Annotated in this window: 23 protein-coding genes; 8 read left to right on the top strand and 15 right to left on the bottom strand. The window is 39.5% G+C overall.

Features of this window, described 5'->3' with window-relative positions; all coding sequences use genetic code 11:
- Positions 1 to 79 precede the first annotated feature (79 nt).
- From fliJ to H5183_RS04050, 8 genes are all read right to left on the bottom strand, one after another.
- On the bottom strand, positions 80 to 526 hold the full coding sequence (fliJ, locus tag H5183_RS04085; protein WP_145239397.1) for a flagellar export protein FliJ: 447 nt from the start codon (positions 524 to 526) through the stop codon (positions 80 to 82).
- Complete coding sequence (gene fliI, locus H5183_RS04080; RefSeq protein ID WP_145239400.1) at positions 526 to 1,860, bottom strand: flagellar protein export ATPase FliI; 1,335 nt, start codon at positions 1,858 to 1,860, stop codon at positions 526 to 528. Before fliI ends, fliJ begins: the two co-directional genes overlap by 1 nt.
- 18 nt (positions 1,861 to 1,878) lie before the next feature.
- A complete protein-coding gene (gene fliH, locus H5183_RS04075; RefSeq protein ID WP_182731010.1) occupies positions 1,879 to 2,697 on the bottom strand; it encodes a flagellar assembly protein FliH in 819 nt (272 codons plus the stop codon).
- A 3-nt stretch (positions 2,698 to 2,700) separates the two neighbouring features.
- The gene (gene fliG, locus H5183_RS04070; RefSeq protein ID WP_145239407.1) at positions 2,701 to 3,741 is read right to left on the bottom strand and encodes a flagellar motor switch protein FliG; all 1,041 of its coding nucleotides are present in this window, start codon (positions 3,739 to 3,741) and stop codon (positions 2,701 to 2,703) included.
- The gene (gene fliF, locus H5183_RS04065; RefSeq protein ID WP_145239410.1) at positions 3,734 to 5,449 is read right to left on the bottom strand and encodes a flagellar basal-body MS-ring/collar protein FliF; all 1,716 of its coding nucleotides are present in this window, start codon (positions 5,447 to 5,449) and stop codon (positions 3,734 to 3,736) included. The genes fliG and fliF overlap by 8 nt, the downstream gene beginning before the upstream one ends.
- Before the next feature lie 20 nt (positions 5,450 to 5,469).
- Complete coding sequence (gene fliE / locus H5183_RS04060; RefSeq protein WP_145239413.1) at positions 5,470 to 5,802, bottom strand: flagellar hook-basal body complex protein FliE; 333 nt, start codon at positions 5,800 to 5,802, stop codon at positions 5,470 to 5,472.
- Between the two features lie 178 nt (positions 5,803 to 5,980).
- Entirely contained in the window at positions 5,981 to 7,459 is a 1,479-nt protein-coding gene (locus H5183_RS04055; protein WP_182731009.1) for a sigma-54 dependent transcriptional regulator, read from the bottom strand.
- Positions 7,456 to 8,568 (bottom strand): PAS domain-containing sensor histidine kinase, encoded by a 1,113-nt coding sequence (locus H5183_RS04050; RefSeq protein ID WP_145239418.1) that lies wholly within the window; start codon positions 8,566 to 8,568, stop codon positions 7,456 to 7,458. Before H5183_RS04050 ends, H5183_RS04055 begins: the two co-directional genes overlap by 4 nt.
- A gap of 140 nt (positions 8,569 to 8,708) precedes the next feature.
- Here H5183_RS04050 and H5183_RS04045 point away from each other — a divergent pair, with 140 nt between their 5' ends.
- Positions 8,709 to 9,296, top strand: coding sequence for a DNA-3-methyladenine glycosylase I (locus tag H5183_RS04045; protein WP_182731008.1), 588 nt, complete (start codon positions 8,709 to 8,711; stop codon positions 9,294 to 9,296).
- A 400-nt stretch (positions 9,297 to 9,696) separates the two neighbouring features.
- Here the strand turns inward: H5183_RS04045 and H5183_RS04040 are convergent, their stop codons facing one another.
- Positions 9,697 to 11,133: a sigma-54 dependent transcriptional regulator gene (locus H5183_RS04040; RefSeq protein ID WP_182731007.1), complete on the bottom strand. Its 1,437-nt coding sequence runs from the start codon at positions 11,131 to 11,133 to the stop codon at positions 9,697 to 9,699.
- A 163-nt stretch (positions 11,134 to 11,296) separates the two neighbouring features.
- Positions 11,297 to 12,082 carry a flagellin gene (locus H5183_RS04035; protein ID WP_182731006.1) on the bottom strand — a complete coding sequence of 262 codons (786 nt, stop codon included), beginning with the start codon at positions 12,080 to 12,082 and terminating at the stop codon, positions 11,297 to 11,299.
- Between the two features lie 210 nt (positions 12,083 to 12,292).
- On the opposite strand from H5183_RS04035, the gene pseB reads away from it, so the two are divergent.
- Genes pseB through H5183_RS04020 form a run of 3 tightly spaced genes read left to right on the top strand, consistent with a single transcriptional unit; the run spans position 12,293 to position 15,638 of the window.
- Entirely contained in the window at positions 12,293 to 13,294 is a 1,002-nt protein-coding gene (pseB, locus tag H5183_RS04030) for a UDP-N-acetylglucosamine 4,6-dehydratase (inverting) (RefSeq protein WP_145239431.1), read from the top strand.
- Entirely contained in the window at positions 13,291 to 14,445 is a 1,155-nt protein-coding gene (gene pseC, locus H5183_RS04025) for a UDP-4-amino-4,6-dideoxy-N-acetyl-beta-L-altrosamine transaminase (RefSeq protein ID WP_145239433.1), read from the top strand. Before pseB ends, pseC begins: the two co-directional genes overlap by 4 nt.
- A gap of 38 nt (positions 14,446 to 14,483) precedes the next feature.
- Entirely contained in the window at positions 14,484 to 15,638 is a 1,155-nt protein-coding gene (locus tag H5183_RS04020; protein WP_310736544.1) for a Gfo/Idh/MocA family oxidoreductase, read from the top strand.
- Positions 15,639 to 15,643: 5 nt separating this feature from the next.
- Here the strand turns inward: H5183_RS04020 and H5183_RS04015 are convergent, their stop codons facing one another.
- Genes H5183_RS04015 through pseI form a run of 5 tightly spaced genes read right to left on the bottom strand, consistent with a single transcriptional unit; the run spans position 15,644 to position 21,122 of the window.
- Entirely contained in the window at positions 15,644 to 17,170 is a 1,527-nt protein-coding gene (locus H5183_RS04015) for a class I adenylate-forming enzyme family protein (protein ID WP_182731004.1), read from the bottom strand.
- Positions 17,160 to 18,743, bottom strand: a complete 1,584-nt coding sequence (locus H5183_RS04010; protein ID WP_182731003.1) for a hypothetical protein — start codon at positions 18,741 to 18,743, stop codon at positions 17,160 to 17,162. Before H5183_RS04010 ends, H5183_RS04015 begins: the two co-directional genes overlap by 11 nt.
- Before the next feature lie 2 nt (positions 18,744 to 18,745).
- On the bottom strand, positions 18,746 to 18,988 hold the full coding sequence (locus H5183_RS04005; protein ID WP_076923517.1) for an acyl carrier protein: 243 nt from the start codon (positions 18,986 to 18,988) through the stop codon (positions 18,746 to 18,748).
- A complete protein-coding gene (locus H5183_RS04000) occupies positions 18,988 to 20,076 on the bottom strand; it encodes an FkbM family methyltransferase (RefSeq protein WP_182718190.1) in 1,089 nt (362 codons plus the stop codon). The genes H5183_RS04005 and H5183_RS04000 overlap by 1 nt, the downstream gene beginning before the upstream one ends.
- Positions 20,073 to 21,122: a pseudaminic acid synthase gene (gene pseI, locus H5183_RS03995; RefSeq protein ID WP_182718191.1), complete on the bottom strand. Its 1,050-nt coding sequence runs from the start codon at positions 21,120 to 21,122 to the stop codon at positions 20,073 to 20,075. The genes H5183_RS04000 and pseI overlap by 4 nt, the downstream gene beginning before the upstream one ends.
- Positions 21,123 to 21,308: 186 nt before the next feature.
- Here pseI and H5183_RS03990 point away from each other — a divergent pair, with 186 nt between their 5' ends.
- From H5183_RS03990 to H5183_RS03975, 4 genes are all read left to right on the top strand, one after another.
- The gene (locus tag H5183_RS03990) at positions 21,309 to 22,034 is read left to right on the top strand and encodes a cytidylyltransferase domain-containing protein (RefSeq protein WP_076923520.1); all 726 of its coding nucleotides are present in this window, start codon (positions 21,309 to 21,311) and stop codon (positions 22,032 to 22,034) included.
- A 68-nt stretch (positions 22,035 to 22,102) separates the two neighbouring features.
- Positions 22,103 to 23,050: an NAD(P)-dependent oxidoreductase gene (locus H5183_RS03985; RefSeq protein ID WP_145239453.1), complete on the top strand. Its 948-nt coding sequence runs from the start codon at positions 22,103 to 22,105 to the stop codon at positions 23,048 to 23,050.
- Positions 23,047 to 23,655 carry an SIS domain-containing protein gene (locus H5183_RS03980; RefSeq protein WP_076923522.1) on the top strand — a complete coding sequence of 203 codons (609 nt, stop codon included), beginning with the start codon at positions 23,047 to 23,049 and terminating at the stop codon, positions 23,653 to 23,655. Before H5183_RS03985 ends, H5183_RS03980 begins: the two co-directional genes overlap by 4 nt.
- Positions 23,655 to 24,929, top strand: coding sequence for a hypothetical protein (locus H5183_RS03975; protein WP_182731002.1), 1,275 nt, complete (start codon positions 23,655 to 23,657; stop codon positions 24,927 to 24,929). The genes H5183_RS03980 and H5183_RS03975 overlap by 1 nt, the downstream gene beginning before the upstream one ends.
- Position 24,930 lies beyond the last annotated feature (1 nt).

The raw sequence follows: 24,930 nt of genomic DNA, 5'->3' as shown, positions 1-24,930 counted from the left end.
TAAATACTTCATACGTTAAACAAGCAAATAATATGCCTAAGCTAATTTTAAAAATAAATAATGCTGTTTTGGGCGATGACTATAGAGCGCGACGTCTTTGATAAAATTGATTTGCAGAAAATTCATCAAGCATTTTTTGTTCATTTTTTTGTGCGATTACATTCGCTTTAAGCTGCTGTTTTTCTATTAATTTAGCAACCGCTTTAGCCTTAATCTGCTGTTTCAGCCATAAACTTTGTCGTTGTGAAACAACTTGTTTAGCAGTACTGACGGTATTCGCTTGTTGACGAATAGCTTCTTCTATTTTGGCAATAAAAGCATGGTATTGACTAAACCCTGCACTACTTAAACCAGACTTTCCTTTTAAATGTAATTGCTGAGTATACTCCAAACGAAAGTTATTCAAGCCTTGCAATTTTTGTTGATTGCCTTGCAAGTTTTGCTGCGCTTGTAAATAATTTATCCGTAAAGTTTCTTCTTTATCATTTTCTATTTTCAGCAATAGATTGAGCTTATTTGTTGCCATTATGCTTGTCCTAATAATTGCGCAAGCCCTTGTAGGCCATCGTCATAGCTAATCACATCTTTCATGCCTTGTTGTAGAAATGCATTCACTCTTGGCATCATATTAATGGCCTGATCAAGCATTTGGTCGGTGCCTTTTTGATAAGCACCTAAAGTAATCATATCTTTATTTTGCTGGAACATTGAATACACTTGTTTTAACACTCGCGCTTGTTGCATGTGTGCTTCTGAGACAACTTGTGGCATCACCCGTGAAATCGATTTTTCTATATCAATAGCAGGATAATGACCACTGTCAGCGAGCTCTCTGGATAACACGATATGACCGTCTAAAATGGCTCTCGCCGCATCAGCAATCGGATCTTGCATATCATCCCCTTCACTCAGTACAGTAAAAAACGCTGTGATAGAGCCTTGCCCTTCGCCGCCATTACCAGCACGTTCCACCAGCGCGGGTAGCTTTGCAAATACTGAGGGCGGATAACCTTTAGTCGCCGGTGGTTCACCAACCGCAAGCGCTATTTCGCGCTGAGCCATGGCATAACGCGTTACAGAATCCAGTAGCAATAAAACATTTAAGCCTTGATCGCGAAAGTACTCCGCGATAGTTACCGCACTTTCACAACCTTTTAATCGCATTAATGGCGATGCATCGGCGGGAGCAGCAACTACGACAGAACGCTTACGCCCTTCCACACCGAGTATTTCTTCGATAAATTCTTTTACTTCGCGGCCACGCTCCCCCACTAAACCAACAACTATTACATCAGCTTCTGAGCCTCGGGTCATCATACCCAGTAATACCGACTTACCCACGCCTGAGCCTGCAAATAGCCCCATGCGCTGGCCTTGGCCAACAGTTATCACTGAATTAATAGCGCGTACGCCAACATCCATCGGCTGCGTAATTGGTCGTCGAGATAATGGGTTAATTGAATTTTGTGCAAATTTTAAGTAATGCTCTGCTTTAATAGCTCCAAGCCCATCCAACGGACGCCCTAAGCCATCAACAACACGACCAAGTAAACACATACCAACAGGCAGTCCGGTATCATTTACTTGTGGGATCACTCGCGCTCCAGGTAGTACACCAGAAATATGGTCATTTGGCATCAAGTAAAGCGTCTGATCATTAAAACCAACAATTTCAGCATCAACAAAACCATGCATGGTTTCAATTTTACATTGGCTGCCAACTGGCGCGCGTAATCCTTTCGCCTCTAATGTTAACCCTACAACACGGGTTAAAATTCCCGCAACAGCAGGCGTTGGGCTATGAATATGTTTTTGATACTGTTGTAAACGTTCACTTAATGGGCGTGGTTGAGAACTCATTGCAAACCAAAAATAGCGTTAGATACCACTACTATGCAAAAAACTATCCAACGTTTCTTTGACGCGGGTTTTTATAGTCATATCAATAGATGACTGAGGTGTTTTTACTTGGCAACCGCCGCGATCTAAAGTCGGCTCTGCAACTAACTGCCAATGGTTTTCAGCTAGTGCAGCTTCACCATAACTATTTTTAACCAGTTCAATGTCTTCAGGATGTAAATGAATACGCACAGTTTGCTGCTCATTGGCTAACGCATCGATACACTGCTTTAAACTTTGCAAAATGATTTCAGGGGAGGTTTTAATTTCTTGATAAACTAGCGCTTCGGTTAGCATTACGGTTAACTGTACAAGTTGCTTTTCGGCGTCATCATCGACTTTAGCTAATGGTGCTGACAAACTATCCAACAATGCTTTTAGACCCGTTAGCTGTTCTTCAATCAGTGGTTTTACTTCTTCTTGACCTTGTGTTTTACCAAGCTCAATGCCTTCTTTATAACCGGCTTCTTTTCCCTCACCTACGCCTTTTTCAAAACCATCAATATAACCCTGCTCGTGGCCTTGTTTTAAGCCTTCTTCGTAGGCATCTTGACGAATTCGTTCCAGCTCAGCCATTGTTAACGAGGGCAGCTCAGGCTCTTCGGGCTCTAGTGCTTGTTCACTTTCTTCAAGCTCTTTACGATATAAATCGGCCAGCGGTGTACCAAACGCCGTTGAACGACCATCGAATTTTCGAGTGTCTTGCGTAACATCTGGAATTGGCCAGTTTTCTAATAATTCATCAACTGCTTCACTGGCTCGTAAAGGACGACCTTGATATTGAGTAGGTTTGCTCATGGTTTACAAGAACTCCTCACCACCACCACCACCAAGCATAATTTCACCTGAATCAGCGAGACGACGTGCCGTAGATAAGATCTCTTTTTGCGCGGCTTCAACTTCGCTGATCCGCACAGGTGCCATTGCTTCTAAATCATCAGCAAGCATCTCTGCAGCCCGTTTTGACATATTGCCGAGGATTTTCTCTTTCAATGCATCATCAGTACCTTTGATGGCTTTCATCAGTACATCTTGTTGGACTTCTCGCAAGATAGCTTGAATACCACGATCATCAACATCCATTAAGTTTTCAAATACGAACATTAAATCTTGGATTTGTTGCGACATCTCTTCGTCATGCTCACGGATAGAATCCATCAACTGACCTTCAATATTAGTATCGAGGTAGTTCATGATATCTGCCGCCGCTTTCAAGCCGCCCATTTTTGCAGCTTGCGCACCAGCTTGTCCGGCAAATTGTTTTTCCATTATCTCGTTCAACTCTTGTAAAGCCGCAGGTTGAACTTCTTCAAGGTTGGCGATTCGCATGGTTAAATCTAAGCGCACTTTTTCAGGAAACTGCGCTAAAATTTCGGCCGATTGCTCAGGCTCCAAATACGATAAAACGATAGTTTGTATTTGCGGATGCTCATTGCGAATAATATTGGCAACCTGCTTTGAGTCCATCCATTTCAATGAATCAAGACCCTTGGCACCAGATCCCATAACAATTTGATCTATCAGGCTTGCCGCTTTATCTTCACCAAGTGCCGCAGTAAGCGCTTTTTTGATAAAATCTTCTGATTGGAAGCCAATCGTACTAAAGCTTTGTATTTGTTCTATAAATAAATTGTGCACGGCACTGATTTTGGCTTGCGATAGATCATCTATCGCCGCCATTGCCATACCCACTTTTTGCACCTGTTTAGGTTCAAGGTGCTTTAATATTTGCGCTGCATCTTCTTCGGATAAGCTTAGCAATAAAATTGCGGCTTTATCTACACCGTCTAATTTATCAACATCAAACGCTGCTGGCAGTTGTTTTTGTTCTTGATCAGTCATCTTCAGTTAACCACGCTTTCACAACTTGTGAGGAGAGTTCTGGCTCATTTGCTACTAAGGCACGAACAGCTTTTAATAAGTCTTCATCGCCATGTAGGTCTGGTAACTGTAGTGTACCATCACTTGAGAAGCCAACCGAAGCAGAATCAAAATCTTTATTTAGCATATCTAGGGTGTTATCACCAATATCTACACCAGAACTAAGCGCATCATCATCATACTCTTCAAGGGTATCATCTGGGTAAATCAAGCGTTTCAGCATAGGTTTAACCACCGCCATGATTAACACTATAATAACCAATGCGCCAAGCACTAAACGCACAACTTTCATAAACCAGTTTTGTTCCCACAGTGGCACTTCAATAGCTAAGTCCATCGGTTCACGTACAAACGGTACTGTCACTACTTCTAATGCATCACCACGCTGTAAGTCAAAACCCACACCACCTTGCAGTAAACGACGAATATTTGACAGTGCTTCAACTGAGCGAGGCTCCATAGTCGTTTCACCATTTTCACCCACTTTTGCCACATAATCGACTGCCACAGACACACTAATTCGACGAATAACACCACTTTGCTGACGTGTGTGGGAGATAGTAGTATCAAGTTCATAGTTACGTGTCGCTTCTTTGTGAGTGCGACTGGGTGATGAACCAGAGCCTGCACCACCTTGACCGGCAATTTCAGGAATATTTGAATCTGTTGGAGGCTGATTTGTCAGCGCGCCAGGAATACCGATAGCTAACCCGCCGATGTTGTTTTCTTCAAAGGTGGTTTCACTGCGTACCGCCGGTAAATCAGGGTTGTAGCGTTTTTGAGTTTCTTCAATCGCACTAAAGTCCATACTTAAATCGACTTGTGCAGTGTAGTTACCCATACCAATAACTGGCATTAAGATACCATCTATTTTATCTAGATATTCTTGTTCACGTTTACGTTCAATATCGTATTCTTTGCGTGAGCGAGCAGCTAACGCACTTTGCGATCCTGAATTAAGTAATCGGCCATTTTGGTCTGTTACAGTTACTCGTGACGGCTCTAAACCTTGCACTGCTGAACCAATAATATCAACAATGGCGTCCACTTCTTCACTACCGAGCATACGACCACGTTTTAAAGTTAATACCACTGTTGCGGATGGTTTTTTCTCACGGCGAGCAAAAACATTTTCTTTCGGTATTGCCAATAATACTTTAGCACGCGTGACATTTTGTAGTTCCTCAATCGTACGCGCTAGTTGTTGTTCACGACCATGCTTTAAACGTTCACGCTCTAAACGCTGACTAACACCAAAACCCATATCTTGCATGATAATATCAGTACCCGAGTTCGGCGCTTGCTCAATACCTTCGCGGGTCATTAACAATTTAATATTTTGATATTCATTTTCAGGAACAGAAACCACATTGCCATCAAGTTGATAGTCAATTTTTTGTGCATCTAAAAAGTCGAGCGTTTGAATTAGCTCTTCCGTTGGCATTTTTCCAAGTGGACGCATATCTGGTTGACGTGCCCAAATAATCACAAAAATAGCAATCGCTAAACAAATCGCTAATGCAATAATTAGAGTAACCTGACGCAATACATCAACGCCGTTTAATGCACTTAAATAGCCTGACTTTTGTTCTTGTTGATCGTCATTATCAGTTTGGTCGATACCGCCGCCGGCCAAAGCAAGATCTGTTGATTGATTAGATTGCGCCACAATAATTCTCCACTACCTAGTTAAACAGGCATGTTCATGATTTCTTTATAGGCTTCTACAAGTTTGTTACGAACTTGCACCGTAGCTTCAAAGGCAACTGACGATTTTTGTGATGCGATCATTGCATCCGCTAATGACACATTTCGATCGCCCATTTCAACCGCTACGACTTTTTGTTTCGCATCAGCTTGAAGGCCATTCACTGTATTGAGTGCATCACTTAACAAATCGCCAAATTGGGCGCTCGAAGTAGGCTGCGCCTGCGTCGGTAATTTGTTTACTTGATTACTACGACCAGCTTCGAGAGCCATAGATTGCATTTCTTGAAATAATGCGCTGTTTTGAATTTTCATAATTGTCTCTGACGATGCAGTTTACTAATAACTTAATAAAGCACAAAGCATGCCAACTAATAAAACCATAAATATCATCATCTTAAGATTTATTTTAGTTGTCAGAGTTTTGACAAGTTTACGCCCAGCAAGGCTGAGCGTAAATTAAATAGTGAAGGAAAACAAAAATTATAGAGGCTTAAGCAGGTAAGGTGATCCCCAAATCACGCATTTGAGCCAATTTATAACGTAATGTTCGTGGGCTGATCCCTAATGTTTCAGCTACATCTTTACGCTTGCCTTGACAACGATTTAGGGTTTCTAAAATAATTCTATGCTCTTTATCTTTAAGTTCATCTTTGTAACTTCCCGAATCCAAGCTTGGTAATTCTTCACGCAGCTGATTGCGTTGTGCTGTGGCTTTTATTGCTGGCGCTTGCAGATCATAATAAGCATCATTAGTTGGTGAACTTGTAACCGCCGAAGTAGTGCTTTCTGGTGCTGAATTAGCCGGCACTAAACTTGCTGATAAAGCCGCAGTTAGAGGAGTCTGGGTTAAATTTTCAATAAAAATAGCACTTTCGTCAATCATATCACCGTGGCGTAATATCAGCGCACGCTGGATCACATTATCCAGTTCACGCACATTACCTGGCCAAGTATGAGCTAATAATTTTTTCTCTGCCGGTTCGCTAAGTACAGCGATAGGCTCTTTGCTTTTATTGAGATGACGTTCAATTAAATGCTTTGCCAACACGACAATATCGCCTGGACGTTGACAAAGTGGACGCCACATCAACGGAAATACATTTAATCGATAATATAAATCTTCTCTAAACTGGTGCTTAGCCACAGCCTCTTTTAAATCACGGTTACTGGTAGCCAAAATACGCACATCCAGCTTAATAGTTTTGCGACCACCTAAACGTTCAACTTCGCGTTCTTGTAATACGCGTAGTAACTTAGCCTGTAGGCCTAAATCCATCTCAGTGATTTCATCAAGTAAAATTGTGCCACCTTGTGCTTGCTCAAATTTACCCGGACAAGCTTGAATCGCACCAGTAAACGCGCCTTTCTCGTAGCCAAATAATGTAGCTTCGAGCATATTTTCAGGGATCGCAGCACAGTTTATTGCGACGAATGGCTGCTCTGCGCGATCTGATTTATCATGGATAAAGCGTGCGAGTACTTCTTTACCTGAGCCACTAGGACCAAGCACCATCACACTGGCATCCGATTTAGCAACCCGACTTGCAAGTTCTAATAGCTGAATACTACTCGGATCAGCGACAATCGGGCCATCTGTTTCTTTTTCTGGCTCAGGTAGATAGCGGCTTACCATATTAAGTAGCACTTCGGGCGCAAACGGTTTGGCCATATAGTCAATTGCCCCTAACCGCATAGCCTCAACAGCATCATCAATAGTCGCATACGCTGTCATCATTAAAACCGGTAGATCAGGGTAATTAAGATTAATGCTGCGCAGTAAATCAAGACCACTCATCGCGCCCATTTGCACATCGCTCACGACCAGCGAAAAGCTGTCTTTTTTAAGTAGCACCATAGCTTGCTCGGCACTGTCAGCCGCAACGCAATCTATTCCAGACATTTCAAGCGTATCAATCAAGGCTTCACGAAGCCCTGCATCATCTTCAACCACTAAAATCGTGTTGTTCATATTGCCTCCGCCGATGTTGACTTTGTACAAATAGGTAACAGTAAACTAAAGCAGGCTCCGCCTTGAGCATTGTTCGTTACTTCAACTCGTCCTTGGTGTGCATTTGCGACTGAACTAACCACCGCTAAGCCTAAACCTGTGCCTTGGCTTCGCGTAGTAAAAAATGGTTCAAATAATTTATCAAGTAAGCTTAAATCGACCCCAGGGCCATTATCACTTACAGTAATACACACTAGCTCGGGGTCACTCGCATCCCGCTGCGCACTTAATTGAACGAGTGCATTACTGCCAATGACTTGAATACTATTGTGAATAAGGTTTTGAATGGCACTGGCAAGCGCAGTTTTATTGCCCATTATCTCGATATCAGGCTCAGGTAAACTGACCTGAAGTTCACTATTATTAAGTGCGACCATAGCATCAGCGCCAGTTTTCACTTCAGTTAATAATTGCTGCATGGAAACATGTTCAACAACTTGCTGATCGCCACTTTTTGCGAACAACAACATATCGTTTACTTGGGTTTCGAGATCTTTTAAACGCGACATTAACTTAGTATGAAAATTGCCTCGAGAGCTTTCGGGTAACCGCTTTGAACCTAAATTAGCGGCATACAAAATCGCAGCAGACAGTGGTGTTCGCACTTGATGTGCCAAAGATGCCACCATTTTACCCAATGCACTTAAACGCTGCATATGTGCAACGCGTGTTTGTAGACGACGCGTTTCGGTTAAGTCAGTCATTAAGATTAATTGCCCTGGCTCTGGCGCTAATGCCGTTATTTCTAACTTAATTAAGCGTCCATCTTTTAGCGATACTTCATGGCCATCATCTTGTTGGGGCCGAAACGAGCGCTGGATCACACTGAACCACTTTTCACCTTCGAGTGGTTCCCCTAACATGTCTGTTGCGATTTGATTAGCTTTAGCGATCAAACCGCGACCATCAAGCACCACAACACCCGCAGGCATTGTATCTACTAAATGACTTAACCAACTGGCTTGCTGGCGTAATTCACTTAACTCACCAATGTACTCTTCTTGCAGTAAGCATGGGTTATACTGGGTCGCTGTGATAAATTGTGGTTTTAAGACATTAGCTAAGGCCATAATGCATTCTCGTTTACAGGATCTAACTAGCTAAATGCACAAATTGTACCAACAATTATATTGATTAATTTCATTTGCTTAGCGTATAAATAACGCGACAAAAAAATGACAAACTAAAATAAGCAAAGCAAGGAGACACTATGAATTCAACAAATTTATGTCGCTGCTCTTGGCTCGATACCAGTAAAGATGACTATGTTGCCTATCACGATGATGAATGGGGGATCCCAGTATATGATGACCAAACACTTTTTGAGTTTATTACTCTGGAATCAGCACAAGCAGGATTAAGTTGGTATACGATTTTAAAGAAACGTGATGGCTATCGTCGTGCATTTTTGGATTTTGATGTAGAAAAAGTCGCACAAATGAACGAGCACGATGTTGAACGATTAATGCTTGATGAAACAATTATACGTAATCGTTTAAAAATTGTAGCAACTATAAATAACGCCAAACGTTTTATTGAAATTCAGCAAGAATTTGGCAGCTTCAGTAACTATCAATGGCAGTTTGTAGGTGGTAAGCCGTTAGTGAATGAGTTAGATAAACTTAGTGACTACCCTGCAATTACAGAGGCCTCAACTGCATTTGCAAAAGATTTAAAAAAACGGGGATTTAAGTTTTTAGGTCCAACCACAGTGTACGCCCATATGCAGGCCTGTGGTATGGTGAATGATCATAGTAATGATTGTTTTAGAAAAGCAGAGATTATTGAAAAATACTAGGTGAAAGGTGCTAGGTGCTAGAAAATCTTCTCTTTGCGCAATTAATCTTGTAGGCGCGGGTTTATCCCGCGCAATTAAAATGTATTCACAAAGAGGTTAAGAGTGCGCTGCGCTTATGAGGTAAAAAAAAGTATCAGATTTTAGGGTATTCGAAGCTCATTGCTCGAAGCCCGTGGCATTTTTTCTTCTCATTTACCCTCATTGTTTTCTCTTTGTGCAAAAAGTTTTTAGTGATTTATTCACTACAGCCCCCCCCCCCGAATTAAAGATGGTGAGCGCGTCAGCAAGCTTAACGCCTATGGGTAATGACGAAGCCCATTCTAAAGGTGTAATTACCATCGTACTTGGTTAATTTCTGCCTAAAACCTGCTACCTGACACCTAAAAGCTGCTCTTAGCTGTTAATCTCGTGATAGGTTATATTTTTTCATTTTTTCAACTAAGGTTGTGCGGCGTACACCCAAGATCTCCGCAGCACGCGCTACGACATAATCATAACGCTCTAAGGCCTGAGTGATCAGGCTAATTTCCAGCTCAGCTAAATAATCTTTTAGCTCAATCCCTTCGTCGGGTAAAAGGTCTGCTGATGGCTGAATTGCTTCAACTTCTGGCTCATCGTCGTAATCACTAAAACCAGTACTGAAAATATCATTGAAAGCATCACGCTCCATAAGCTCTTCGGGATATTGTGGTTCATAAGCATCAACTTCAATATAACGATATTTTGCTGGTAGGTCTGGAATATCAACCACTTTATCTGGCAGCATGATCACCATACGCTCAACTAAGTTAGCTAACTCGCGAATATTACCCGGCCATGTATGCTCTTTTAAACTATCAATTGCGCGCTCGGTAAATTTAGCGGTAGTACCACTTTGCTCATTAATACGGCGCATTAGCTCTTTTAATAATAATGGAATATCATCAGCACGTTCTGCAAGTGATGGGTTTTCGATAGGAAAAACATTGAGTCGATAATATAAATCTTCGCGGAAACTTCCTTGCTCTATCATTTTTTCAAGATCACGGTGTGTTGCAGCAATCACCCGCACATCCGCTTGAATTGGTTTTGTACCACCAACCCGCTCATAGCTGCGCTCTTGTAACACTCGTAATAACTTTACTTGCATTTGCAGCGGCATATCGCCAATTTCATCTAAAAAAAGCGTCCCACCTTGGGCAAGTTCAAAGCGGCCTTTACGCGCTGAAATAGCACCAGTGAACGCGCCTTTTTCATGACCAAACAATTCACTTTCTAACAGCTCCGCAGGTATCGCCCCACAGTTAACGGGTACAAATGGCCCTGTATTACGTTTTGATAGTAAATGAACATTACGAGCAACCACTTCTTTACCAGTACCTGATTCGCCTAAAATTAATACATTAGCGTCCGTTTTAGCAACTTGTTCAATTAAAAAGCGTACATCTTTAACCGCTTCAGTTTCACCAACTAAGCCATCAAAGGTTTTGTGCGGTTTTGCGTGTTTATGCTCATTTGGTAACATCCGTTGATACTGTTGGCAATCATGCAGTAATTGAGTCGTTACATCATGGTTAAAAGGTTCACAGATAAGGCCAACTACATTGGCAATGCTCAACAGTGATTTAAGGGTTTCACCAATTAATAGAAATGGTATTGTTGGATGGCGCTTGATCACGCTCTCATGATCTAAACTTTGTAATGCGCCGAGGATCACCATACATGACTGCTTTTGGTATTTTTCACATTCTTGTTCAAGGCTTGCATCATCAAGCAGTTGCACTGCCTCACCAATAAAGGTAAGCGCAGCATGTAAACCAATCGCACGATTATTATTATTATCTAAGATCAAGATCATTATTTAGCGAACCACAGTTACTACAAGCTATTAATAATTTAAATTGTAAGCGAGTTTGACAGGGATGCAAGCACTAAGCGGCAGTTTTTTGACAACCATGCCAAAAAATAGACGCTTAGCTAATTGCAAGTAATACTTAAGAATTACCGCAGTATCTTTAATATTAAAGCAAGCCTAAAATAGATTCAGCCGATTGGTTGGCTTGTCCACGCAGTGCAACTGACGCTTGTGCTAAAATATCATTTGATACTTGCTGTGAAACCGCCTGAGCATAATCGGTATCTTGAATTCGACTTTGGCTCGCGGCAATATTTTCTTGCTGAGTTCCTAAGCCTTTAATGGTACTTGCCAAAGTATTTTGAAAAGCACCAAGTTCAGCTCGCTGGGCGTTAATTTCGTCCGCCGCTTGGTCACTAATATCAATTGCAGCTTGAGCACCTGCTTGAGTAGAAATATCAATTGTTGATATTACTGATGCAAAACTACCGTCCGAAGGAATAATCGTTTGATTTGCATTCGCATCTGGACCAACTTGAAACGACACCGACTGACCATCAAACATAGGTTTTCCTGCAAAATTAGCATTTTCAAACGTCTCTGTAATTTGACTTTGTAACTGCACTACTTCTTCTTGCAAAGCAGCACGGTCATTATCATTTAATGCCCCATTACCTGCTTGGATAGATAATTCACGAATACGCGAGACAGCATCGTTGACACCCGACAAGTTTGACTCGGTCGCTTGCGAATAAGAAATACCATCATAGGCATTATTCACCGCTTGGCTGTAACCGTCTTGCTGGGAGGTTAATCTATTAATTATTTGTAATGCAGCGGCATCATCTGCCGCAGAGTTGACTTTTTTACCCGTAGCAAGTTGCTCTGCAAGCTTGTTACTGGTTTGCTGTGTTTGGTTTAAAAAACTAGTTGCTGGTGATTGAATTTTCATAACAGGCTCCGACACGCTGATTGGTTAAATTATAGCTTAATTTGCCAAATTTTGCACTTTGTACCATTGTTTAATTAAATTAACTTGGCATCGTGCTTGCTAACCTACTCTGTTAATAGGTAAAGTACTGAGCAGTGTATTAAATTTCACTTTTTGCGTATTTAATTTTTTACTATAACTACGCCAATGATAAATAACTTGGGTAAAACTATGTTCGATAACAAAACAATTTTAATTACCGGTGGTACCGGATCATTCGGTAAAAAATACGTAAAAACGTTACTTGAGCGATACAAGCCAAAAAAAATAATTATTTTCTCTCGTGATGAGTTAAAACAATTTGAAATGCAGCAAGACTTTGATCAACCATGTATGCGTTACTTCATCGGTGATGTACGCGACAAAGACCGCTTACGCCGTGCAATGCGTGGAGTAAATTACGTTATTCATGCTGCAGCTCTTAAACAGGTCCCTGCCGCAGAATATAACCCGATGGAATGCATCAAAACTAACATCAATGGTGCGGAAAATGTCATTGATGCTGCCTTAGATAATAATGTTGAAAAAGTCATTGCGCTTTCTACTGATAAAGCAGCCAACCCAATTAATTTATATGGTGCGACAAAATTAGCATCCGATAAATTGTTTGTTGCCGCTAATAATATTGCCGGTGGTAATCGCACCACATTTTCAGTTGTTCGCTACGGTAATGTAGTCTGCTCGCGCGGTTCAGTAGTGCCTATTTTCCAAAAGTTTATTGACCAAGGCCGCGACCATATCCCTATCACCCATGAAGAAATGACCCGCTTTTGGATAAGCCTACAACAAGGTGTTGATTTTGTTTTAACTAACTTTGAGAGGATGTTAGGGGGAGAAATTTTTGTTCCCAAGATCCCATCAATTCGTATTACAGATTTAGCAACAGCTATGGCACCAAACCTGCCACAAAAAAATATTGGTATTCGCCCGGGTGAAAAATTACATGAGGTGATGTGCCCTTCTGATTTGTGTTTTGATACCTACGAATTTGATGATCATTTTGTGATTGCACCTGGTATTAAATTTAGTAGTCGCAGCAATAGTTTTGATACAAACGCATTAAATGAGCGCGGTAAAAAAGTTGAAGTCGGGTTTGAGTATAGTTCTTTAAGTAACCCCCACTTTTTGACAATAGAAGAAATAGCAGCTTTTAATATTCAGGCACTTTTATGATCCCATATGGAAAGCAATCTATTGACCAAGCAGATATTGATGCGGTACTCAATGTTTTACAATCTGACTGGCTCACGCAAGGTCCTAAAGTACCTGCATTTGAAGCTGGCATTGCTAGTTACTGTAAAGTAAAGCATGGCATTGCAGTAAATAGTGCAACATCGGCGTTACATATCGCATGCCTAGCATTAGGCGTTGGAGAAAACGATATAGTCTGGACATCTCCTATTTCTTTTGTAGCATCAAGTAATTGCGCACTTTATTGTGGTGCTAAGATTGACTTTGTTGATATTGACTTAGATACCGGCAACATGTCGATTAAGGAACTTGAGCAGAAGCTGATCCTAGCAGAAAAAAATAACTGCTTACCTAAAGTTGTCATACCGGTACACTTGGCGGGTCAATCATGCGATATGCAAGCCATTCATCAGCTCGCTACTAAATATGATTTTAAAATTATCGAAGATGCCTCTCACGCCATTGGTGCTAAATATTTAGATAAACCTGTTGGTAATTGTGAGTTTTCAGATATTTGCGTATTCAGCTTTCATCCTGTGAAAATCATCACGTCAGCTGAAGGCGGTATGGCGGTTACAAATGATGATAATTTAGCAAAGCGTTTAAAACGATTAAGAAGCCATGGGATCACATCAGATGAAAGTGAAATGACCGATGCAAGTCATGGACCTTGGTACTATCAGCAAATCGAGCTTGGCTTTAATTATCGTATGACTGATTTACACGCAGCGTTAGGGCTTAGCCAACTAAGTAAAGTTGACGAATTTGTTAAGCAGCGACATCACCTTGCTAAAATATATGATACACATCTTGATTTAAATTTGGTTCGTCCATTACAGCAAATTGATACCTGTTATTCCGCTTATCACTTGTACATAATTCAACTAAATAATAGCAATACAACTCGTCATAAAAACGCTGTAACTCAGCTTCGAGCAGCTGGGATCATTGGCCACGTTCATTATATTCCAATACATTTACAGCCATACTATCAAACTCTAGGCTTTAAGGTTGGTGACTTCCCTAATGCTGAAAAATATTATCAAGGTGCTATCACCCTTCCTCTTCATCCATCGTTGAAAGAGCAAGAAGTGCATTTTGTACTGAACACTCTACAGCAAATCTTAAATTAAAGTTTTCAACCTTTTTGACGATATAAACATATTATTTAATGAACCTTGAGGCAACTATGTTACAAACTCACCCGACTTTCAAACTTGCTTTTATTGGCGGGGGTAACACGTCAGCTGTTGGTTATGTGCACTTTTGCGCAGCTCACATGGATCATAAATTTCAAGTTGTTGCCGGTGCCTTTTGTCGTAATCAAGAAAATAATCAAGCTACAGGTATTCATTGGGGGATCCCAGCAGAACGTGTTTACGCAGATTGGAAAGAAATGGTCGAAGCTGAAAAGGGTCACATTGATGCTTTTGTAGTGCTCACTCCAACACCACATCATTTAGAAGTTTTACAGTATTTATTCGAAAAAAAATTACCCGTAATCTGTGAAAAAGCGATGGTTTGTGGACCACGAGAAATTGCAACTCTTCGCCCTTATTATGATCCAAAGAAACAATTTTTAGCTGTTACTTTTAACTACAGTGGCTATGCAATGGTACGTGAGTTAAAGCATTTAATAAATTCAGGAAAGCTGGGAACAATTCAAAAAATTCACTTAGAAATGCCGCAAGAAGGCTTTCGCCGCCCCCCCGATATCGCGGGAAAAACATCACAACCGCAGGCGTGGCGTCTGCGAGATGCTGAAGTACCAACCATTTGCTTAGATTTAGGTGTTCACCTTCATCACCTAAGTAGCTTTTTATTGGGTGAGGAACCAACTCACACATTAGCTGAATTTAGTAACCACTCTCAATATGCTAATTTAGTCGATGACGTACAAATGCTAGTAAAGTATGCCAGTGGCGTCAAAGGCAGCATGTGGATGTCAAAAACGGCTATTGGTCATCGTAACGGTTTACAGATCAGAGTGTATGGAGATACCGGAAGTGCTAAATGGTTACAGCTCAACCCCGACGAGTTAGAACTAAATTTTAATGATGGTAGGCGAGAGATATTAGACCGAGCGGGTCAGTGCGACTACGCCCACCAATTTAGATATAACCGCATGAAACCAGGCCACCCCACTGGTTTTGTAGAAGCATTTGCAAACTTATACAGCGACATCGCTGAAGATTTACAATGTTTTCAACTAGGGCAAGAAAATAACCAACCATACGTATTTGGTTTAGAACACGCCGCAGATGGCTTAAAGTTATTTGCTGCTGCTAAACGTTCGACACAAACACTTGGCTGGGAAAGCGTGTAATACGCTTAATTACAACTCTCTAGATATGCCTGCTTGATACTCGGTTTATGGATTTTACCCATTTCGGTTTTTGGCAGTCTTTTCATCTCAAACAAAATTCGCGGTTGCTGATAGTCAGTAAGTTCTTTGAATAAATGCATTTGCAACTGCATTTTTGCATTCACTGGCGCAGTATCATTACAAACAAAAGATAATAAAATGACTTCTCCAAATTTATCATCACTTACTCCAAAAGCCGCACACTCAGCAATCCAAGGTAAGTAATTAGTTACCAACTCAATATCGCTCGGGTAAACATTGATCCCGCCCGATTTAATAACTTCTTTTGTTCGACCAACATAATAAAGATAATTATCATCATCCAAATAACCAAGGTCACCAGTAAAAAAATAACCATCACTGTCGTAACTCTGCGCAGTTTGCTCTGGTAAGTTATAATATTGTGCAAACGCAGTTGGTGAGCGACAAGCTATTTCACCGATATTACCATTAGACAAAGTATTACGTTCAGCATCACATATTTTTATTTTCAGATTTGGTAAAGGCTTACCTACACTATTGATCGGTACATTCGGCTCGGTTATATCAAAATCACTGATCACCCCCATTTCTGATGCCCCATAACATTCATGAAAACGGCAATTCAAGGCTGATAACAGTGACTTTTTGTCGTCGCTTTCAAGCGTTGCAGAAGATGATACAACACACTTCAAGCTTGTTAACTGCGCTTTTGCTAACTCTGGGATCAAGGCCTTTAGTTGACTTGAAACAGCAAATAAAAAACTAATTTTATGAGTATTGATTGCATCAAGCCAAGCATTAACTGAGAACTTGGGTAAAATAACTACACTTGCGCCCAACATTAGTGGCATCAGTAAAGAGCGCTGTGCAAGTGAATGATATAAAGGTGTTGAAACCAACACAACATCGCTTTTATCTAATTGGTAATACTGAGCCGTCGCATCAAATGCGCGAACAATTTTAGTCGCTTGAGTAAATACTATTGGCTTAGGTTGACCAGTAGAACCTGAAGTCATGGTAAGAATATAAGGTAAATTGATATTTTCTACTGGAAACTCATCATATTGCGCCGTGGATGCAGACATTACATTGACCAAATCAATCAAGTTATCACTATTGCCACCTATCGTAATTATATTGTCGGAAGCTAAAACATCATTATTAACAAGTTGTTCAGCCACACTTATCCATGCTATAGCATACTCGCAATCAGCTACTTGTAACGCTTTTGATAAAGCCTGTCCTTTAAGAGTTAGTGGTAATGGCGCAAGCGCAATACCCAGTTTAGCCGCAGCTAATAAACAATATGTAAACTCGAGGTTATTTGGACAAAATAACGCAACTTTATGTCCTTGCTTAATTCCTAACTGAGTCAGGCCAGCAGCTAAAGAATCAACCTTATTTATTAGTTGTTGGTAGTTAATTTGGGTCTGTTGATATATACACGCAATTTTCTCAGGTTGAGTAACCGTATGTGATTGAACAAGCTGGTATATATTTTTATTGTGCATTTGGGTCCCACATTACAAAATTAAACTTCTCATCGGCCAAAGGAAATAACTGTTGCGTTACTTTATATTCTTTTGAATGTATTGGTATTGCCACAAATCCCATATAGCTATTTAGCAAATTTACAAATTTGTTGTCTTTGTGGATCACCGCAAGCCAAATAGCATTGGGATGACTCGCTTTACAAAACTCAAGTTGCCATTGTAAGGCGATCATAGCTATGGGCAAGGAAAGATCTTGATTACAAGAAAACCAGCCGCCATATAAATACTTATCTTTATATAAATTATGCCAGATATACAAACTTTGAGATTGCCTACTGCCTTCTCGCTCTGTAATCACAAAGTTAAAACGTGATTGATTAAACCACCATAAATAATGTTCCAATGGCTTAATAGCATTCTGCACAGTCATTCTCACGCTATTGCTAGGTAAGTTTCTAGCCGATAAATAACTATTTATATGGGTATCATCAACTTGGCAAACAACCAAATTATCTGTTAATTCAGTCTTTACTTCGCAGTGCTGCTCAGCAATAGCAAAACAATTTGTTGATATCTTCTCACCGACAAGAGCTTTAGCTATTCGCCGTGCCCCCTCGCCATCAACCGATACTTTTCTTTTGGCTACCAGCAATTGTAATCTTGGTAATTGACTAAGAGCGATATCAATTAACTCTCCTAATCGCAAAAAATCATCAATAGAAACATCATTAATATGGAGGTAGTGACCTAACCACTCCAAGATATCAATATCATTAGTCTGGTTATCCTCAAGAGAAAAAGTAATCGCTGGTGTTTTAGTCGCAGCACATTCATAAAAAGAGGTGCCTAATGCACCCACAAAAAGTGAGGCTCTTTCATAATACTCTTTCAGGCAAGTTACATTCTCTAAAATATTAATATTTGGAAACTCTTGCCCAATAGCATACATAGTATCTTTATTCGTTGCATAGGGACCTATCACTATATCAAAAAGAACATTTGCTTGAATGGCTCTTGGTAATCCATCAAAGATTCTTTTTAGAATAAAAAGATCACCACCGCCACCTAATGAAAATAAAACTCGAACGGGAAGATCTGACTCCGAAGAGTGCTTTTCAACGGTACGATATGTGGGATCTAAAATACAATAATTCGGGCCTAAAAGACGAACGCAATCAGTCGGTACTAGCGATTCATAACGGCTCTTTGTATTCGGTCCTACCCATTTATAATCAATCAAAAAATCGCAAGTATGTTGTCGCTCGTTATCATCAATAACGGTTAAGGTAAAACCGGATTTCTTTATCAACTGCTCGTATTCATGCGGTAAAGTATAACTATCAACTATTAAATGCGATAAACTATTCTGATGCATATAATTAATTGTTAAAAGTGCGTCCTCTTCATAATTTTGCCAATGAACATCAGCCACTTTAAAATCTGCATACAGCGTTTGGCTAAACTGACATAAATCATCAAGAATTATGTGGACACCTAATTGATGCTGTTTTAATGCAGAAGCCAAATGTTTCATTCGCATTAAATGACCAATGCCATTGTCTTGCTTATTAGTGATACGAATTGCAAACATAATTATTGCTTTGCCATAACCATATCAACAAATCCACTCACATAATTCGTCTTTGGATCAAGCAATTCCTGAGGTTCAATTTTTATACCGAAAGTCAATTCAATCTGCATTACTAATGTCAGAATCTCAAATGAATCCAAAGCTATATCATCCTTGAATGAAAGCTCTAAAATATTATCAATATCAACAGCGCAACCTCTGTCTGTAAAAAACTGATATAAAAAGTTAATAAGTTGATTTTTCATTAATGAGAACCTTTTGGAATACAATACAAAACGGTGCTTAACCCTAAATGTTCATGTACTCGTAAATACATATCGTAATTAGGCTGCAATTGATCGATAAATTGAGGGAGTTCCCATAAATCTTTCGGTTTATGGTAAACACAAATAGCTAGCACAGGCTGTTGGGTTTGAATTAAACTTTTGGCACCTTCAAGAGCAGCTAATTCGGCCCCCTCTATGTCCATTTTTATATAGTTTATATCCATAGCTTGACAAGTTGAGTCTAAATCAACAACAGATACTGAAGAATCATTTATAACTTCACTTTGTATAATATTGCTGGAGCTTGTTTGCCCTTGATTAAAATTAAGTAAATCAACACATTTCCAAACCCCCGAAGGGAATGCTTGAAAAGAAATTTCAGGATTATTTTTCTTTAGCCTGTTTTGTGTATTTGTAAGTGTTTGATAATTATTTGTATCGGGTTCAAATGAGGAAATATGCTCAAGTGTTATAATATTTTTTTTATGAAGTTCTACAAACGCCTCTACTGTATCCCCAGTATAAGCACCACAATCGATAAAACGAATTGGTGATTGAAAATTGAAAGGTATATCATCTGGGAAGTACTCAATTTTTCTATCCGGTTCAGGGTAGTCATCAATAGAAAGGGATGCCCTAAAAGCACACAATTTATCTAATATATTTTTACTTTTATCATCCCCCAAACGCGCTCGTAACCACTTAATACTTGGTAAATTCAACATATCATGATGACTTGTGCGCATCCATAAATGCTCTAGCTGTGCATATTCCTTAAACACTTCTGGGAACTCTCGTGCAGCCTCAAAAAAGCCAAGAACATTATTATAACCGAGCTCTTGTAGGCGCTCTTTGATTTGCCCTCTATTAGAGTTAACTAACGGCGTTACTGCAACAATGACTGTCATATTACGATCAGCTGTATGCTCATCAAAAATAGGTAAATTATACTTCATCTGGCTAACTAAACGTTGATCGATCCACCCATTAACTTGTAGCTTTTGCTTTACTAAAATTCTATAAAAACATTCTCCAAAATGACCCGCTCCGTAAATTAGATAGTTCATTTAATCGCTCCAACGTGATGCCAAGTCAAAGGCATACCTTTTTTAATCGCTTTCGTTGCGAGTCTGCCCGTTATAAATCCTAAATCCTTTGGCATCAGCTCACCTACACCAGGCCTTAGATTGACCACATTCTCTTTGTTCAAAACTTCACCAGCAGCAATATCCCTCACTGCAAATAGGCAACGCCTTGCTTTACTGGGCTCACTAGGGAAATGTACACTGCCAATAGCCAACTCAACTTGCCTAACTCCTTGAACTAAATCTTCAAGTTCATCTGGTGTCATGGAAAAAAAGCTATCAGCCGTTTCATCTTCTTTACTCATCACAAAATGCTTTTCTATAATTGTCGCCCCCATAGCTACAGAGGCGACAGGTATATGGTTACCTAATGTGTGATCCGATAAGCCTATTGGTACTTTAAAAACATCTGCTAAATGAGGGATTGTTTTTAAATTAATGCTTTGCGGGGGAGCTGGGTAGCTACTTGTACATTTCAATATAGCTAAATCTGTTACTCCTGCTTGGTGAGCAACTTTCACAGCTTCGTCAATCTCAGCAAGCGTTGCTCCACCTGTTGACATAATCACCGGCTTTCCAGTCGCAGCAACTTTTCGAATGAGGTCATGATCGATCAACTCTGGCGAAGCTATTTTATATGCAGGTGAATCAAAAGATTCCAATAAATCGACTGCAGAATCATCAAATGGTGAAGAAAAAATAGTGATACCGATTTCATTCGCCAGCTGAATTAAAGGGGCGTGAAAATCCCATGGCATATATGCCCCTTCGTATAAATCATATAAATATTGTCCTTGCCATGGACCTGTTGCTTCAAAATGCGGTAATTTACAATCCATTGTTAAAGTATCTGCGCGGTAAGTTTGTAACTTTATCGCATCAGCTCCGGCCTCTTTTGCGGCTCTAACTAACGCTTTCGCCTGCTCTAAATTTTGACCATGGTTTGCTGACATTTCGGCAATAATATACACAGGATGACCTGGCCCAATTTTTCTACCATCGATGGTAATTTCAGAATTAAACGCCATTTGCGCCCCTTAAATTGCACTGTCAAAAAATCATTAAATCAAAGCAAATTTCATACCTAATTATCTACAATAGCTTACAATTTGATAAACTATATTGATCCAAAAGGATTTTAACTTTTAAGTTATGTGCAAGAGTGTAATGATTTGCTATATTTATCTCAATAATAATTACGATTACCAGTGACCATGTCTGATGTATTAATAATAATTCAAGCACGTATGACATCAACCAGATTGCCTGCCAAAGTGATGTTGCCGCTGTGTGGCAAACCAGTGTTACAAATTATGCTTGAACGCTTACCAAACTGGCACGATCAAATCATTGTCGCAACAACTAATGATGGCACTGAGCAGCCTATCTTGGATTTATGCACACAGCTGAATATTAAAACCTACCAAGGGGATACACAAGACGTACTAAGCCGCTATTATCTGGCTGCTAAACATTATAATGCTCAATCATCTACAACCATAGTTAGGCTAACGAGTGATTGTCCACTGATTGATGAAGAGCTATGTAACAAAGTGATTAATGAAAGAGTGACTCAAACCTATGACATGGTTAATTTAGGTCCTCATAGTGGTTACCCTAGAGGACTTGACTGCTGCGCATTTTCATTTGATTTACTAGAGAATACCCATCTAAAAGCAACATCACCGGACGATCGTGAGCATGTTACGTTAGGCATGGCAAAATTTAATACTATAACGACTCACACATTCAGTGCGTATGAAGATTATAGCCACTTTCGCCTAACACTTGATGAACCAGACGATTACAAAGCAATTACCGCTGTTTATGAGCATTTTTTGAATAAAGTAGATTTTTCCTATAATGATTTAATAAAAACATTAAAGGAAAACCCTCACATCACCGATATAAATAAACATGTAGAGCAAAAATCTACTTAAGTTAGGCATAATAATTGTATGTCATTGAACATTATATTTATGACTACCAAAGAATTAGAGAATATTAAATGAATCCAAAAACAATATTAGTTACCGGTGCAACTGGCTATAAAGGAACTGTACTGGTTCCAAAACTACTGGCTTTAGGCCATCGCGTAATCGCGTTTGACATCCAATGGTTTGGTAATTTTTTGCCCTCTCATGACAACCTCTCAGTCATTAAAGGTGACGTACGCGACACTGATACGATTAACTTAGACGGTGTGGATTCTATTATTCATCTTGCTTCTATCGCAAACGATCCCTGTGGTGATTTAAACCCTAAATTAACATGGGAAGTGAGTGCGTTAGCAACTATGCGCTTAGCCGATAAAGCAAAGCGCTGTGGAATAAAACAGTTTATTTATGCGTCATCGGGTAGCGTATACGGCGTTAAAGATGAAGAGCAAGTAACTGAGGACTTAACGCTTGAGCCTATTTCTGAATACAACAAAACGAAAATGGTTGCAGAGCGTGTACTTCTTAGTTATGCCGACGACATGGCGGTACAAATTGTACGCCCAGCAACTGTATGCGGTTTATCTAAACGAATGCGCTTAGATGTTTCTGTCAATATGCTGACAATGCAAGCTCTAAAAAATGGAAAAATCACAGTGTTTGGCGGCGATCAAGTCAGACCAAATATTCATATTGACGATATTACTGATCTCTATATTTATATGCTGGATAATCCAGAGAAAGTCTCTGGTGTCTTTAATGCAGGGTTTGAAAATATCTCAATTATGGATATAGCAAAAATGGTACAGGCTAAAATAGCATGTGAGATTGAGGTTACTCCTTCAAATGACCCTCGTTGTTACCGTATTAATTCAGATAAGTTACTATCTACCGGTTTTACACCCAATAAAAATGTCGACACAGCCATTACCGAAATTATTACAGCTTACAAACAAGACTTACTTAAAGATGAAGACCATTTTTACAACCTTAAATGGATGCAAAGAGAAGTTTTATGACTAACAACCAATCTGCAACCACTATAGCCAAGGATTCAGTGAAAAACCTGACAACAAACTATGTGAACACCCTAACGGATGTATTAAAACAGTTAGATAGTGAACAAGTTAAGAGTCTTGTTGATACCTTACTTACTATGAAGGCAAATAACGGCACTTTATATTTATGTGGCAATGGCGGCTCAGCAGCAAATGCAATCCACCTTGCAAATGACTTTACATTTGGTATTAGCCCAGAAGGTAATGCATTAAAAGTTGAAGCATTACCAGCAAACAGCTCTGTTTTAACTTGCCTAGGCAATGACATTGGTTATGAAAATATTTTTGCACATCAGCTAAAAGTTAAAGCAAACAGCAATGATATTTTACTTGTTTTATCTGGTAGCGGTAACTCTGAAAATATAATTAGAGCGACTCAACAAGCACTCGACATTGGCATGAAAACAGTGGGCATTTTAGGATTTTCTGGCGGTAAAGTTAAGCCGATGCTTGACCAAGTTTTCCATTTCGAAGTCCAAGATATGCAGATATCAGAAGATACTCAAGTTATTGTCGGGCATATCTTAATGAAAGCTCTATACAATGCATTACGTGAGGCTAATTAATGACCACCATTGTCTACGGAATTACAGCCTCAACAGAAATGTTTATCCGATCAGAATATAATACTGACAATAATATTTTTGCTTGTACAAATGGTGGCGAATCATACAAAGGCACGCCTGCAAAATCATTAGAAGAATTATCAAAACTAGAAAAAAAACAAACGCTCCAAGTAGTAATTTGTTCTGAATTTGTCTTTGATATCTTACAATCTTTAAATAAAATTGGTATTACCACTAATCAATGTTCTTTTTTTAACCACATGAGCGGTAAGCTCATTCCTTGTATACAAATGCAATTTGATATTGATACTAAATCAACGTTATATGCTTTTTATGATCTCTCTTATAATTTGCCCTGCTTTGATGTAACTACTTTTATCGTTTTAGCTGAAATAGAACGAAAAAAACAAAATAAAAAAAATATTCAATTTGTAATTATCCCTAGCCATAGTGACGATACTCCAGGATTAAATGTATATCACGATAACGTTGATGCTAAATGGCGTATCGAAAAGGTTATTAAACCCATGTTTAATTGTCTTGCCTCATGCATAGGTATTGATCAGCCGATTTCGCAAAGTAGCCTTGTATACTATAAAAGCTTGAACCCTAGCATATATCCAAATAACTACTTTCAAAACCCTAGACAAGCAGCTGGAGATTTTAAATTATTAAAATCTTATGCCGAGCAAAATATTAAATTAAGTAACTTAGCACCTCCACAACAAGCTTATACTATTGTTAATGACTTCATAAGACATTACGTGGGCAAAAAAAAGCTAATAACAATTACATTGAGAGAATATTGGGCAAATTCCGAGCACAGAAATAGCAATACAACGGCATGGCTTGATTTTGCATTATCACTAGACCTCAATGAATACTTTCCGCTAATTATTAGAGATACTTATAAAGTAAGTGAGCCCCTTGAAGAAAAATATCAATCGCTTACAACGTATCCCCTTGCAGCTGTAGATTTAAGTATCAGGCTCGCCTTATACCATGAAGCGTATATAAATATGGGTGTTGACAGTGGTCCTCTTTATCCGATTAGCTATCTTGAAGGGGCTCGCTCAATCATTTTTAGATGGTGTTCGAATGATATTCCAAATCTATCAGACAGAACAAATAGCATGCACGGCTTTGAAGTTGGAAAAAATCATTACTTTAATGATAATGAATTTCAAATAAATGCATGGATGGATGATTCATTTGAAAATATTCAAACTCAATTTTCTCTTCTTGAGAATAAAATAAATAAGGCGGCAATCTAAA

The sequence above is a fragment of the Pseudoalteromonas sp. SR44-8 genome (assembly GCF_014163635.1).
Classification (GTDB): Bacteria; Pseudomonadota; Gammaproteobacteria; order Enterobacterales; family Alteromonadaceae; genus Pseudoalteromonas; species Pseudoalteromonas rhizosphaerae.
The sequence above is the reverse complement of the archived record's forward strand: the minus strand, read 5'-3'. Positions and strand labels throughout refer to the sequence as shown.

What these genes read in the sequence shown, in the direction of transcription:
- H5183_RS04005 (WP_076923517.1), bottom strand. Translation starts at nt 18,988, where the DNA reads ATGAAAAATCAACTTATTAACTTTTTATATCAGTTTTTTACAGACAGA.
- H5183_RS04020 (WP_310736544.1), top strand. Translation starts at nt 14,484, where the DNA reads ATGAACCTTGAGGCAACTATGTTACAAACTCACCCGACTTTCAAACTT.
- fliI (WP_145239400.1), bottom strand. Translation starts at nt 1,860, where the DNA reads ATGAGTTCTCAACCACGCCCATTAAGTGAACGTTTACAACAGTATCAA.
- fliG (WP_145239407.1), bottom strand. Translation starts at nt 3,741, where the DNA reads ATGACTGATCAAGAACAAAAACAACTGCCAGCAGCGTTTGATGTTGAT.
- H5183_RS04000 (WP_182718190.1), bottom strand. Translation starts at nt 20,076, where the DNA reads ATGAACTATCTAATTTACGGAGCGGGTCATTTTGGAGAATGTTTTTAT.
- H5183_RS04055 (WP_182731009.1), bottom strand. Translation starts at nt 7,459, where the DNA reads ATGAACAACACGATTTTAGTGGTTGAAGATGATGCAGGGCTTCGTGAA.
- H5183_RS03990 (WP_076923520.1), top strand. Translation starts at nt 21,309, where the DNA reads ATGTCTGATGTATTAATAATAATTCAAGCACGTATGACATCAACCAGA.
- H5183_RS04015 (WP_182731004.1), bottom strand. Translation starts at nt 17,170, where the DNA reads ATGCACAATAAAAATATATACCAGCTTGTTCAATCACATACGGTTACT.
- H5183_RS04050 (WP_145239418.1), bottom strand. Translation starts at nt 8,568, where the DNA reads ATGGCCTTAGCTAATGTCTTAAAACCACAATTTATCACAGCGACCCAG.
- H5183_RS04010 (WP_182731003.1), bottom strand. Translation starts at nt 18,743, where the DNA reads ATGTTTGCAATTCGTATCACTAATAAGCAAGACAATGGCATTGGTCAT.
- pseI (WP_182718191.1), bottom strand. Translation starts at nt 21,122, where the DNA reads ATGGCGTTTAATTCTGAAATTACCATCGATGGTAGAAAAATTGGGCCA.
- pseB (WP_145239431.1), top strand. Translation starts at nt 12,293, where the DNA reads ATGTTCGATAACAAAACAATTTTAATTACCGGTGGTACCGGATCATTC.
- pseC (WP_145239433.1), top strand. Translation starts at nt 13,291, where the DNA reads ATGATCCCATATGGAAAGCAATCTATTGACCAAGCAGATATTGATGCG.
- H5183_RS03975 (WP_182731002.1), top strand. Translation starts at nt 23,655, where the DNA reads ATGACCACCATTGTCTACGGAATTACAGCCTCAACAGAAATGTTTATC.
- fliJ (WP_145239397.1), bottom strand. Translation starts at nt 526, where the DNA reads ATGGCAACAAATAAGCTCAATCTATTGCTGAAAATAGAAAATGATAAA.
- H5183_RS04035 (WP_182731006.1), bottom strand. Translation starts at nt 12,082, where the DNA reads ATGAAAATTCAATCACCAGCAACTAGTTTTTTAAACCAAACACAGCAA.
- H5183_RS04040 (WP_182731007.1), bottom strand. Translation starts at nt 11,133, where the DNA reads ATGATCTTGATCTTAGATAATAATAATAATCGTGCGATTGGTTTACAT.
- H5183_RS03980 (WP_076923522.1), top strand. Translation starts at nt 23,047, where the DNA reads ATGACTAACAACCAATCTGCAACCACTATAGCCAAGGATTCAGTGAAA.
- H5183_RS04045 (WP_182731008.1), top strand. Translation starts at nt 8,709, where the DNA reads ATGAATTCAACAAATTTATGTCGCTGCTCTTGGCTCGATACCAGTAAA.
- H5183_RS03985 (WP_145239453.1), top strand. Translation starts at nt 22,103, where the DNA reads ATGAATCCAAAAACAATATTAGTTACCGGTGCAACTGGCTATAAAGGA.
- fliE (WP_145239413.1), bottom strand. Translation starts at nt 5,802, where the DNA reads ATGAAAATTCAAAACAGCGCATTATTTCAAGAAATGCAATCTATGGCT.
- fliH (WP_182731010.1), bottom strand. Translation starts at nt 2,697, where the DNA reads ATGAGCAAACCTACTCAATATCAAGGTCGTCCTTTACGAGCCAGTGAA.